Raw genomic sequence first — 13,148 nt, 5'->3', positions numbered from 1 at the left:
AGGGGCGGTGCATGGCACCGCCCCTTGCGTTTACTTCCTGCGCCCCGCGCTTACTGGGTCACCGGCACCTGTGCCAGCTGGGCCAGGCGACGGACGGCGACCGAAGCGATCGGGTAGTCCGCGTTCTGCGTGAGGATTTCCGCCAGCATGTTGCGCGTGTACTTCAGCGTGGCGTCGTCACGCTGCAGCCATGCCTGCACCGGCGAGATCTCCTTCGAGGCACCCGTCAGCGACAGCACCTGCAGGGCCAGCGCACGATGCTGGTGGTTCAGCTCGTCCAGCAGCGAACCGCGTGCCTGCGCATGCCATGCACCCTCCACCGGCAGCGCCTCGATCTGGCTGCGCAGCCATTCCAGGTCCAGCGACTCACCCAGTTCGTAGAACACGCTTGCCACCTTGGCGATGGGCTGGCCGCTCTGCTGTGCCACTTCGACAATGTCGAGCATGGCGCGCAGTTCCGGCAGGCGGGCCAGGCGCAGGGCGAGTTCACCCGGCATGCCGAGGCCTTCCCACTTCTCCTGGCTGGTGGCGAACTCCTGCTTGCCCGTCTCGGTGAGCACGGTCGGCAGGCCCGCGCGCAGCTCGGTGACACCGGCCTGGTAACGCTCCACGTTGGCGGCGATTTCCAGCGTGCCGCCCGGGCGGTTCAGCAACCAGCGCGTGGTGTGACGCAGCAACGACCAGATCTGCAGGATGGCGTCGATCTGGGTGGCTTCCGCCACCTTGCCGTCCAGCGCTTCCACCTGCGCCCACAGCTCGCGCGCATCGAGGATTTCACGCGCGGCGGTATAGGCCTTGGCGATGGCCGCCGGCCCCTGCCCCGTGTCTTCCTGCATGCGCATCATGAAGGTGGCGCCCATGCGGTTGATGGTGGAGTTGGTCACGGCCGTAGCGATGATTTCGCGCTTCAGGCGATGGCGCTGCATGTGATCGGCATACTTCGAATGCAGCGGTTCCGGGAAGTAGCGCACCAGCTCCTTGGAGAGGTACGGATCTTCCGGCACGTCCGAGTCGAGCAGCTGCTGGAACAGCTTGATCTTGTCGTACGACAGCAACACCGACAGTTCCGGACGCGTCATGCCGATGCCACGCGTCTTGCGCTCGGTCAGCTCCGCTTCGCTCGGCAGGTTTTCCACCTGGCGATCGAGCAGGCCTTCCGATTCCAGCTGCCGGATGAAGTGCGCCATCGAGCCGATGCGGTGCACCGACTGGTGCTCCATCAAGGTAATGGCCTGGTTCTGGCGGTAGTTGTCCCACAGCACCAGCTGGCCCACTTCGTCGGTCATGCTGGCGAGCAGCGTGTTGCGCTGGTCGAGCGTGAGCTCGTTGCGCTGCACGGCATCACCCAGCAGGATCTTGATGTTCACCTCGTGGTCGGAGGTGTCCACGCCAGCGGAGTTGTCGATGAAGTCGGTGTTGAGCAGCACGCCGTGCTGCGCAGCCTCGATGCGGCCCTTCTGGGTAAAGCCCAGGTTGCCGCCCTCGCCGATCACCTTGCAGCGCAGTTCCGCACCATTGACGCGCAGGCCGTTGTTGGCGCGGTCGCCCACGTCGGCATGCGTTTCGGCGCTGGACTTCACGTAGGTGCCGATGCCGCCGTTCCACAGCAGGTCCACCGGAGCCTTGAGGATGGCGCTGAGCAGCTCGTTCGGCGGCAGCTGGGTGATTTCCGGCTTCAGGCCGAGCACCGCGCGCACTTCCGGCGACACCGGGATCGACTTCAGCGTACGCGGGTACACGCCGCCACCGGCGGAGATCAGCGACTTGTTGTAGTCGTCCCAGCTCGAGCGCGGCAGCTTGAACATGCGCTCACGTTCCACGAACGAACGCTCCACGTCCGGCGTCGGGTCGAGGAAGATGTGGCGATGGTCGAACGCGGCCACCAGCTTGATGTGACGCGACAACAGCATGCCGTTGCCGAACACGTCGCCGGACATGTCGCCGATGCCCGCGCAGGTGAAGTCCTGCGACTGGCTGTCGCGACCCAGCGCGCGGAAGTGGCGCTTGACCGATTCCCACGCACCCTTGGCGGTGATGCCCATGCCCTTGTGGTCGTAGCCGTTCGAGCCGCCCGACGCGAACGCGTCGCCCAGCCAGAAGCCGTGCTCGACCGAAATGGCGTTGGCGATGTCGGAGAACGTCGCGGTGCCCTTGTCGGCGGCAACCACCAGGTACGGGTCGTCGTTGTCATGGCGCACGACGTCGTGCGGCGGCACCACCTTGCCTTCGATCAGGTTGTCGGTGATGTCCAGCAGGCCGCTGATGAACATGCGGTAGCAGGCAATGCCCTCGGCCAGCTGCGCATCGCGGTCGCCGTTGATGGGCGGACGCTTCACGTAGAAACCGCCCTTCGAGCCCACCGGCACGATCACGGTGTTCTTCACCATCTGCGCCTTCACCAGGCCCAGCACTTCGGTGCGGAAATCTTCGCGGCGATCAGACCAGCGCAGGCCACCACGGGCCACCGGGCCGAAGCGCAGGTGGATGCCTTCCACGCGCGGCGCACACACGAAGATTTCGCGGTACGGCACGGGCTTGGGCAGGTCGGGCACCTGGTGCGAGTCGAACTTGAAGCTGATGTAGCTGCGGTACTGGTCGTTCCACTGCTGGAAGAAGCTGGTACGCAGCGTGCCACGGATCAGCGCGATGAAGCTGCGCAGGATGCGGTCGTCGTCGAGGCTGGAGACAGTCTCCAGCAACGTGCCGATGGCCTCCTCGATGATCGTGATCTGCTCGGCGCGCGGCTTGGACAGCGCACCGACCAGGCCGTCGATGAGGGCCGGATGCGCATGGCGCAGCGACTCGGGGATCAGCACCTGCATTTCGTCGCGCAGCAGGTCGCCGGCACGCTTGAGTTCGTCGGCCGACAGCGTTTCGCGGCGCGGATCGAACTTGGCCAGGAACATCTCCACCAGCAGGCCGGCGATGGCCGGGTAGCGGTTGAAGGCGTCTTCCATGTAGGCCTGCGAGAAGGCCACGCCGCTCTGCAGCAGGTACTTGCAGTAGCCGCGAAGCATGGCGATCTGGCGCCAGTTGAGCTTGGCGCCGAGCACGAGGCGGTTGAAGCCGTCGTTTTCGGCGTGGCCACGCCAGATCTGCTCGAAGGCATCCTCGAACAGCGTGCCCACCTGCTCCACGCTGAAAGCGAGGCTGCCGGCGGTCTGCACTTCGAATTCCTGGATGTAGAGCTGGGTGCCGCCGACATTGATGTCGTACAGGTGCTCGGTGAGCACGCGCAGGCCGAGATTCTCCAGCTGCGGCAGCACTTCGGACAGGGCAATGTCGCCGCCGCTGCGGTAAATCTTGAAGCGCAGTTCTTCCGGACGCGAGGCCGGGTGATAGAACGACATGCGCACCGCGTCGTCACCCTTCAGCAGGGATAGCTGGTGCACGTCTGTCGCGGCCACCGCCGGGGTGACGTCTTCCATGTAGCCGGCCGGCATGGCCTTGGCGTAACGGTTGGCCAGCACCACGCCGTCATGGTCGCCCAGGTTGCGTACCAGCTCGTCGCGCACGTCGTCGTGCCAGTTGCGCACGATGGCGGCCACGCCCTTCTCCAGCTCGGCCGTGTCGTACTGCACCTGGTCGCCGATCTTCGGGCGCACCACCACATGCAGGCGCACCAGCGCGGCTTCGCCCATCAGCACGGACGAATCCAGGCTCTCGCCGCGCATGGAGTCCTTCAACATGGATTCGATGCGCTCGCGCACCGTGGTGTTGAAGCGTTCGCGCGGCACGTAGACGATGCAGGTGACGAAACGGCCATAGCGGTCGCGACGCACGAAGATCCGCGTGCGGGCGCGCTGACGCAGTTCCAGCGTACCCATCGCCGTGTTGAACAGCTCTTCGTCGCTGCTCTGGAACAGCTCGTCGCGCGGCAGGGTTTCCAGGATGTGGCGCAGTGCCTTGCCCGAATGCGAATCGCGCTTCAGGCCCGAGCGCTCCATGGCGTACTCGAACTTCTGGCGCACCAGCGGCACGTCCTGCGGACGGGCCATATAGGCATTGGAAGAGAACAGGCCCAGGAAGCGCTGCTCGGCCACCGGCTTGCCCTTGGCGTCAAACTTGAGCACGCCCACGTAATCCATGTAGCCCGGGCGGTGCGCATGCGAGCGCGCATTGGTCTTGGTGAGGATGATGGCATCGGTGGAGCCGGACTGCGGCAGGTCGCTGGCGACCAGCGAGCGCAGCGAACGCGGCGCCAGCGAGCGCTCGCTCTTGTGCAGGATGCCCGCGCCCGAACCTTCGTTCGCACGCAGCACTTCCTCGCCATCGGACTCGGTCACTTCGTATTCGCGGTAACCGAGGAAGGTGAAGTTGTCGTCGGCCAGCCAGCGCAGGAATTCCGCGGCTTCCTTCACCGACGCGGCATCCAGCGGCAGCTGGCGCGACGGCAGGTCATCGGCGATGGCCAGCGCCTGGTCGCGCATCTTCGGCCAGTCGGCCACGACCACGCGCACGTCTTCCAGCGCGCCTTCAAGGCGGGAGGCGAGCTTGGCAGCCTCTTCGTCGTTCGCCACGCGATCGACTTCGAAGTGCATGACCGATTCCGGCTGGCCGTCGGCGGCGCCGATCTTCAGCAGCTTGCCGGAGGCATCACGGGAAACCTCCACCACCGGGTGGATCACCGCATGGATCTGCAGGTGCTCGGCGGCCACCATGGTGACGGTGTCGACCAGGAAGGGCATGTCGTCGGTGACGACTTCGATATAGCTGCGGCCAGCGTGGCCCGTGGCCGGGCTGACCACGCGCACCGAGGCACGGCCCGGCTGGCGCTGCTGCATGAAATGGAGGAGGTCGGCGATCAGCACGGCCCATTCGCGGGCGGTGTGCAGTTCAAGATCGCCGTCGGAGATGCGCGAGAAGAAAGCGCTGATAAAAAATTGCGCCTCATCAAGGCGCTGGGTGAGTCCGCTTTGCTTCAATTCTTCAAGAACAGCTGTGGGGAGAGAGCTGTTGCTAGCCGCACGAATCGCGTTCATGGCATCTACTGTGTTGGGGAGACGGAATGAGGCTAAAAAAGCCTCAAAAGGATACGCCTCGCGTCATGCCTAATCCACCTCTGCAAACGCTGCACTTCAGCTAGCGGCAGGCCATGACGCCTGTGCAGCAAAGATGAGCGGGGGTGTTTCCGCCATGCTGCCGTGACAACCTGCGGCAACCGGGATGCGCGCGCACCGTTTGAAAAACTTGTCGCGCTCGTGTGTTGCCGACATTGCGCGGCGCACCCGCTGCGGAGCGGGCGATGCAGTACCCGTGCGTATGTCGCGGGCGTTCCGTCCGCAAAACGTTGCATCGCAACAGATGAAAAACGGTGCAGACAACATCGATTCCCGAGGCCGCGAAATCCTGCCCGTCCCCTTCCGGGTACCCCTGTTGTCGTTGCCAACAGCTGGCCGCCGGATACAACCGGACCATCGGCACAGGCGTTTGGTCACGACCGGCTGGCACCATGGGCGCGGGGCCCATGCCGTTTCCGGACGCCGACACCCTTCCTTCACGGAATTCAGCCAACATTAGTGCCCTATGACCCGCTACGGGGTACAGGAACCTGTTCTCACCAAGCCCGCGACTCGTGTCCCCTCGGCCCTTGCAAGGCCCCACGGCGCACCGGGGGTGGCTCTACAAATTGTAAACTGTACGGTATAGTCTTAGCTCGATTGCCTGAACGAGCCACGGCTTCCGGGCCCCGCCATCCTGAGTCTGCCTGCACGGCGCCCCAGGACTTGCGGGGCCGCTGTGTGTTCGTCGCAAGCCCCATTTGCCGCCGCCCGGAGAGGCGTCGGCGTGCTGCATCCCCCGACCACATTAAAAATAGAGATTGGAGCCCACATGAAGTCCACGTCATTGCGCACACCCCTGCTGTGCCTTGGCCTGCTCTCCCTGGCCGCCTGTGGTAAAGGCAAGGAACAAGGCCCCGCGCAGATGCCTCCGCCGGAAGTTGGTGTGGTGAAGGCCCAGTCGCAGAGCACGCCGCTGACCAAGGACCTGGTGGGCCGCGTGTCCGCCTATCGCAGCGCCGACGTGCGTGCGCGCGTCGCGGGCGTGCTGCTCAAGCGCGTCTATCAGGAAGGCACCGACGTGAAGCAGGGCCAGGTCCTGTTCGAGATCGACCCGGCCGTGTACCAGGCCGCGCTGAGCTCGGCCCAGGCCAACCTGGCCGCCGGCCAGGCGACCTATGTGAACTACCACAACGTGGCTGACCGCTATCGCAAGCTGCGCCCGCAGAACTACATCTCGCAGTCCGACCTGGATGCTGCCGAGGCCAACGAGCGCAGCAGCGCCGCATCCGTGAAGCAGCTGCAGGCAGCGGTGGAAAGCGCCAAGATCAACCTCGGCTACACCCGCGTGACCTCGCCCATCGATGGCCGCGCCGGCCAGCAGCAGGTCACCGAAGGCGCCATCGTCGGCGCCGGCGCCGCCGATACCGGCTCCAGCTCGACCCTGCTGACCACGGTGGACCAGCTCGATCCGCTGTACGTGAACTTCACCGTCAGCTCCGCCGACCTGGATCGCCTGCGCGCCGCACAGTCCGCCGGCAACGTATCGCTGTCGGACCAGGGCAAGACCTCGATCAAGGTCACCCTGCCCGATGGCAGCAAGTACGACCAGAACGGCGTGCTGGACTTCTCCGGCGCCACGGTGGACCCCACCACCGGTGCGGTGAACCTGCGCGCCCAGCTGGCCAACCCGCAGCGCCGCCTGCTGCCGGGCACCTACGTCACCCTCACGGCCAACCTCGGCGAGCAGCACAACGTGTTCCTGATCCCGCAGGAAGGCGTGCTGCGCGATGTGACAGGCGCCTATTCGCTGGTGGTCGGCGCCGACGGCAACGTCGCACGCAAGAACGTCGCCGCGGAGAACCTGGGCGGCGGCAATTGGATCGTCACCAGTGGCCTGAGCTCAGGCGACCAGGTGATCGTGTCCGGCCTGCAGACGGTGCAGCCCGGCAAGCCGGCCAAGGCCACGCCGTGGCAGCCGGGCCCGAAGAACGGCGCGCAGGGGCAACCGGCTCCGGCCGGTAAGCAGTAAGGGAGCCTACTGAGATGCCGAGTTTCTTTATTGACCGCCCCATCTTCGCGTGGGTGGTAGCCATCCTGATCACTCTGGTGGGCGCCATCTCCGTGTTGAACATGGGTATCGAGTCGTACCCGAACATCGCGCCTCCGCAGGTGGTGGTGTCGGCGACCTATCCCGGCGCCAACGCCGACACGATGGAGAAGAACGTCACCCAGGTGATCGAGCAGCAGCTGACGGGTATCGACCACCTGCTGTACTTCAGCTCGTCGTCGAACTCCAACGGCACCACCACGATCACACTGAGCTTCGAAACGGGTACCGACCCGGACATCGCCCAGGTGCAGGTGCAGAACAAGGTGCAGCTGGCCCAGCCGCGCCTGCCTACCGCCGTGACCCAGCAGGGCGTGGTGGTGGCCAAGAGCAACCCTGACTTCCTGATGTTCGTGTCACTGGTGTCCAGCAACCCGGACATCGATGGCAATCGCCTGGCCGACATCATCGCCTCGCAGGTCGCCGATCAGGTTGGCCGTATCCCCGGCGTGGGCGCCACCCGCCTGATCGGCGCCGAGTACGGCGTGCGCATCTGGCTGAACCCGGACAAGATGCAGGGCTATGGCCTTGCCGCCAACCAGGTCGTCGCCGCCGTGGCGGCGCAGAACGTGCAGTTCGCCGCCGGCTCGCTGGGCGCCGACCCGTCCCCGAAGGACCAGGGCTTTACCGCCACGGTGTCCGCCGAGGGTCGTTTCTCCACGCCTGAGGAGTTCGGCGCCATCATCCTGCGCGCCAACAACGACGGCACCGTGGTCAAGCTGAGCGACGTGGCCCGCATCGACTTCGGTCCGCAGAGCTACGGCCTGGCCGCCACGTGGAATGGTCAGCAGGTGGGCGGCCTGGGCGTGCAGCTGCTGCCGGGCGCCAACGCGCTCGACGTAGCCGATGCGGTGAAGGCCAAGATGGCCGAGCTTTCGAGGGACTTCCCCGAAGGCGTCACCTGGTTCGCACCGTACGACACCACCCCGTTCGTGAAGATCTCCATCGAGGAAGTGGTGCACACGCTGGTGGAGGCCATCATCCTGGTCTTCCTGGTGATGCTGATCTTCCTGCAGAACTTCCGTGCCACGGTGATCCCCACCCTAGTGATCCCGGTGGCGCTGCTGGGTACCTTCATCGGCCTGGTGGCCCTGGGCTTCACCATCAACCAGCTGACCCTGTTCGGCATGGTGCTGGCCATCGGTATCGTGGTGGACGACGCGATCGTGGTGATCGAGAACGTCGAGCGCATCATGACCGAGGAAGGTCTGTCGCCGAAGGAAGCCACGCGCAAGGCGATGGGCCAGATCACCGGTGCAGTGGTGGCCATTACCGTGGTGCTCGCGGCGGTGTTCGTGCCCTCGGCCTTGCAGCCGGGCGCCTCGGGCGTGATCTACAAGCAGTTCGCGCTGACCATTGCCGTGTCGATGGGCTTCTCGGCGTTCCTTGCACTGTCGTTCACGCCGGCGCTGTGCGCCACCATCCTGAAGCCGACGCACGAGCACAAAAAGAACGTCATCTACCGCGGCTTCAACAACATCTTCGACAAGGTCACGCACACCTACAGCGGTCACATCGGCAGCGCAGCTCGCCATGCGCCCCGCTGGATGCTGGTGTTCGTGCTGGTTGCTGGCCTGGCCGGCCTGTTGTACACGCGCCTGCCGACCAGCTTCGTGCCCAACGAAGACCAGGGCTTTGCCCTCGCCATCGTCAACCTGCCGCCGGGTGCCACCCTGCACCGCACGCAGGAGGTGATGGCCGAGATGCGTGAGCGCCTCAAGAAGAGTCCGCTCAACGACGACGTCGTCGGCATGTACCAGATCAGCGGCTTCAGCTTCATCGGCCAGAGCGAAAGCACCGGCATGGCCTTCATCAAGTTGAAGGACTGGAAGGAGCGCGACATCACCGCCGACGAGCTGATCATGAAGGCCAACGGCGTGTTCCACGGCATCCGCGATGCGCAGATCTTCGTGGTGAACCTGCCGACCATCCGTGGCCTCAGCCAGTTCGGCGGTATCGACATGTACCTGCAGGCCCGCGCCGGCCAGTCGCATGGCGAGCTGATGCAGGCCATGGCGACCGTGGTGGGCAAGGCCGCCGGCAACAAGGCACTGTTCGGCGTGCGCCCGAACTCGCTGCCCGATGCGCCGCAGTGGGACCTGAAGGTGGACCGCGTGCAGGCTCAGGCCATGGGCATGTCGGTGAGCGATGTGTACACCGCCATCCAGCTGATGCTGGCGCCGGTGTATGTCAACGACTTCGTCTATGCCGGCCGCGTGAAGCGCGTGTACCTGCAGGCGGACCAGGCCTACCGCATGGGCCCGGATGCGTTGCAGCACATCTACACGCCCAGCAGCCTGTCCTCGGGTAGTGCGTCCACGTCGACGTATGCGTCCACGGTCAACCCGTACAACATGATCCCGGTTTCCAGCGTGGTGAAGACCAACTGGGATATGGGCTCCCCTGCCCTTACCCGCTACAACGGCTACGCCGCCGTGGAAATCGTCGGTAACGAAGCGCCGGGCTTCTCCACCGGTCAGGCCATGAGCGCCCTGCAGGGCATCGTGGACAACGACCTGCCCAAGGGCTACGGCGCGGACTGGACGGGTCAGTCGTACCAGGAAATCCTGGCCGGCAACTCGGCAACGCTGTTGATGGTGCTGTCGATCGTGATCGTGTTCCTTTGCCTTGCCGCACTGTACGAGAGCTGGTCGATTCCGGTCGCCGTGCTGCTGGTGGTGCCGCTGGGTCTGCTGGGTACGGTCGTGTTCTCGATGTTGCGCGGCCTGCCGAACGACATGTACTTCAAGATCGGCCTGATCACGGTGATCGGTCTGGCAGCGAAGAACGCGATTCTGATCGTGGAGTTCGCAGTGGAGCAGCAGCAGGCTGGGCACTCGTTGTTCCAGTCGGTGGTCACGGCATCCCGCCTGCGACTGCGCCCGATCCTGATGACCTCGATGGCGTTCATCCTGGGCGTGTTCCCGCTGGCCATCTCGACCGGCGCCGGCGCCAACTCCCGTCACTCCATCGGTACGGGCGTGATCGGCGGCATGTTCTTCGCCACGTTCCTGGGTCTGCTGCTGATCCCGGTGTTCTACGTGACGGTGCGTCGCCTACTCGGCGACAAGCTGGATGAGGCATCGAACACCATCCGCCAGGCCCATGGCAGCGCTGCCGAAGACAGCCACGGCGGCACCCCGCCGCAGGGCGGTGGCGGCACCACGCAGGGCCCGATGCAGCCGTTCGATTCGGATCCGCGCCGCGGCGCGTAATCCGGGTCCACCGGTCGTTGAACAAAAAGCCCCGGTCGCGAGACCGGGGCTTTTTCTTTGTGCGGATGGCTCGCCGGAACGGCGAGCGCCCGGCTCACTGCTCGCCGCTGACCGTGGTGTTGCGGCCGCGCACCTTGGCCGAGTACAGCCGGCGGTCGACCAGTTCAAGGAAGGCCTGGCGCTCGTCGTTCTGCATCGGCACCACGGTGCCCGCGCCAATGCTCATGCTCAACGCCATGCCGGCCATCGAGCGCTCGTGCGGAATCCACTCGCCGCGAATGAATTCGTGGCAACGCTCCGCCACCTGTGCCGCGGTGGCGGCATCCGTGTCCGGCAGCACCAGCACGAACTCTTCGCCACCGAAGCGAGCCAGGAAATCACGCGGGCCGCGCACGGCCTTCTCCAGCGTCTTGGCCACCACCTTCAGGCAGTAATCACCCTGCACGTGGCCGTAGTGGTCGTTGTATTGCTTGAAGTAATCGATATCGAGCATGAGCAGGGACAAAGGGCGTCCGCTGCGCCGGGCACCATCCCACTCTTCCTGGAACACGGTGTCGAAACGGCGACGGTTGGCGATGCCGGTGAGGCCGTCCTTGAAGGACAGGGTTTCCAGCTCCCGCTGCAGTTCCATCAGGCGCTGCTCGGTGCGCTTGCGCTCGCTGATGTCGAACATGAAACCGACCAGTGCATCCACGCTGCCGTCGTTCTTGCGCACCACATGCACTACGTCGCGGATCCACACGTAGCTGCCGTCCTTGCACAGCGCGCGATAGTCGGCCTCGTGGTCGACGCCGGCCTTGGACTGGGCCACGCAGAAGTTCACCGCCCAGTCGCGGTCTTCCGGGTGGATGCGCTCGGCCCAGTCCTGCACGCTGACCCAGCTGTCCGGCGCCCAGCCCAGCAATTCCTCGATCTGCGGGCCAATATAGGAAAACGACAGGCTGTCCCACTGGATGCGCCAGGGAATGGCCTTGGTGGACTCCAGCAGGGTCTTGTAGACCATGCTTTCTTCTTCCAGCTTCTCGACGACGTCTGACATGGGCGGCTCGTGGCGCGTGGCTTGGGATCCGTGTCACGAAGCAACCATCGTGCCGCGCACCGTCGGGGCGGCCGGACTCGCGGAAAACCGCTGTGCGGGCAGCGGCCCGCCCTTCCTCGTGACTTGGTGAGACCGCCATCGGGCCATCGATATGGCCGCGTTCGGTCAGTTCCCGACGTGCCTTGGCGGGCCTGCGTGGGTCGCCTCGGCGCGTGGTGCCGTCAGGCAAAAAAACTGCCGCCGGCGACGATAAACGCCGCCGGCAGCAGGAAAAAGAGGGCCGTCCGTGGCTGGAGGGAGCGCCAGTCCTGTGGCTGATCGCAAGTATTTGCGATTGCCTGACGGTCGTCAACCAACGCTTTGTCGCACCTGCAGGAGCGCACCCTGTGCGCGACGGCCGGGCACAGAGCCGTCACGCACAGGGTGCGCTCCCACAAAAGGCAGTGCCGTTGGCACGGCATCCATAAAAAAGCCCCCGGCACGAGCCGGGGGCTTTCCGACCAACGCTCAGCGCAGGCCCGTTTCCGCGCGGGCAATCACGATGCGCTGGATCTCGCTGGTGCCCTCGTAGATCTCGGTGATCTTGGCATCGCGGAAGTAGCGTTCCAGCGGCATTTCCCTGGAGTAGCCCATGCCACCGTGGATCTGCACCGCCTGGTGCGAAATCCACATGGCCGCTTCGGACGCCATCAACTTGGCCATGGACGCTTCGGTGCCGAAGCGGCCGCCATGCTTCTCCACCTCGCCCTTGGTCCACGCGGCACGCAGCGTGAGCAGCATGGCGGCGTCGAGCTTGCACTTCATGTCGGCGATCTTGGCCTGCGTCATCTGAAACGTGCCGATCGGCTGGCCGAATGCCTTGCGGTCACGCGACCACTGCACCGAAGCCTCGTACGCCGCGCGCGCAATGCCCACGGCCTGCGAAGCGATGCCGATGCGGCCCGCATCGAGCAGGCTCATGCCCATGGCAAAGCCCTTGCCCTCTTCGCCCAGCAGGTTTTCCTTCGGGCACACGTAATCGCTGAATTCGATTTCGCAGGTGGCCGAAGCGCGGATGCCCAGCTTGGGCTCGCTCTTGCCGGCGTGGAAACCCGGCAGCTGCGTGTCAATGATGAAAGCCGACACGCCCTTGGCGCCGATGCCCGGCGTGGTGATGGCGAACAGGATGATGTAGCGCGCCACCATGCCGGAGGTGATCCAGCTCTTCTTGCCGTTGATGACCCAGTCACCGTTGGCATTCTTCGTCGCACGGGTATGCATGGCCGAGGCGTCCGAACCGGACTGCGGCTCGGTCAGTGCGTACGCGCCAATGGCCTCGCCCTGCGCGATGGCTCGCACGTACTTCTGCTTCTGCTCTTCATTGCCGTGCTTGAGGATGCCGGTGCAGAACAGCGAGTTGTTGACCGACATGATGGTCGCCGTGGCGGCGTCGGCCGAGGCGATCTCGATCATCGCCAGCACGTAGGCAATCGGATCCATGCCCGCGCCGCCGTACTCGGTGGGCACCTCGATGCCCATCAGGCCCAGCTGACCCATCTCGCGGATGTTGTCGAGCGGGAATTCCCCCTTCTCGTCCAGCTCAGCCGCCACCGGCGCAATGCGCTTCTGCGCAAAGTCGCGGGCAATGGCCTGGATGGACAGCTGGTCGTCGGTAAAGCGGAAATCCATGAAAGGCTCCAAGGGGGATCAGGGAAGCCCTCAATTTTAGCCCGGCCCGCGCCAAGACCTCTGTGCGGGTGCAGCAAGGCCCGCTTCCGCCCGCCGCTTGTAGGAGCGCACCCTGT

5 protein-coding genes are annotated in these 13,148 nt (G+C 65.0%); 2 read left to right on the top strand and 3 right to left on the bottom strand.

Going from position 1 to position 13,148, the window contains the following annotated elements; translation table 11 throughout:
* Positions 1 to 50 precede the first annotated feature (50 nt).
* On the bottom strand, positions 51 to 4,982 hold the full coding sequence (locus tag H8F01_RS16880; RefSeq protein ID WP_187056216.1) for an NAD-glutamate dehydrogenase: 4,932 nt from the start codon (positions 4,980 to 4,982) through the stop codon (positions 51 to 53).
* Between the two features lie 850 nt (positions 4,983 to 5,832).
* Between H8F01_RS16880 and H8F01_RS16875 the strand changes: the two genes are divergently transcribed.
* Together H8F01_RS16875 and H8F01_RS16870 are read left to right on the top strand one after the other, a co-directional pair.
* A complete protein-coding gene (locus H8F01_RS16875; protein WP_187056215.1) occupies positions 5,833 to 7,032 on the top strand; it encodes an efflux RND transporter periplasmic adaptor subunit in 1,200 nt (399 codons plus the stop codon).
* A gap of 14 nt (positions 7,033 to 7,046) precedes the next feature.
* Positions 7,047 to 10,325, top strand: coding sequence for a multidrug efflux RND transporter permease subunit (locus tag H8F01_RS16870; protein WP_187056214.1), 3,279 nt, complete (start codon positions 7,047 to 7,049; stop codon positions 10,323 to 10,325).
* 94 nt (positions 10,326 to 10,419) lie between these two features.
* Here the strand turns inward: H8F01_RS16870 and H8F01_RS16865 are convergent, their stop codons facing one another.
* Both H8F01_RS16865 and H8F01_RS16860 read right to left on the bottom strand, forming a co-directional pair.
* The gene (locus H8F01_RS16865) at positions 10,420 to 11,364 is read right to left on the bottom strand and encodes a GGDEF domain-containing protein (RefSeq protein ID WP_187056213.1); all 945 of its coding nucleotides are present in this window, start codon (positions 11,362 to 11,364) and stop codon (positions 10,420 to 10,422) included.
* A gap of 507 nt (positions 11,365 to 11,871) precedes the next feature.
* On the bottom strand, positions 11,872 to 13,032 hold the full coding sequence (locus H8F01_RS16860; protein ID WP_187056212.1) for an acyl-CoA dehydrogenase family protein: 1,161 nt from the start codon (positions 13,030 to 13,032) through the stop codon (positions 11,872 to 11,874).
* Between the last annotated feature and the right edge of the window lie 116 nt (positions 13,033 to 13,148).

It is taken from the genome of Dyella telluris (assembly GCF_014297575.1).
In the GTDB taxonomy this organism is placed as follows: domain Bacteria; phylum Pseudomonadota; class Gammaproteobacteria; order Xanthomonadales; family Rhodanobacteraceae; genus Dyella; species Dyella telluris.
The sequence above is the reverse complement of the archived record's forward strand: the minus strand, read 5'-3'. Positions and strand labels throughout refer to the sequence as shown.

Coding starts and splice junctions, on each gene's coding strand:
- H8F01_RS16880 (WP_187056216.1), bottom strand. CDS start 4,982: ATGAACGCGATTCGTGCGGCTAGCAACAGCTCTCTCCCCACAGCTGTT.
- H8F01_RS16875 (WP_187056215.1), top strand. CDS start 5,833: ATGAAGTCCACGTCATTGCGCACACCCCTGCTGTGCCTTGGCCTGCTC.
- H8F01_RS16870 (WP_187056214.1), top strand. CDS start 7,047: ATGCCGAGTTTCTTTATTGACCGCCCCATCTTCGCGTGGGTGGTAGCC.
- H8F01_RS16865 (WP_187056213.1), bottom strand. CDS start 11,364: ATGTCAGACGTCGTCGAGAAGCTGGAAGAAGAAAGCATGGTCTACAAG.
- H8F01_RS16860 (WP_187056212.1), bottom strand. CDS start 13,032: ATGGATTTCCGCTTTACCGACGACCAGCTGTCCATCCAGGCCATTGCC.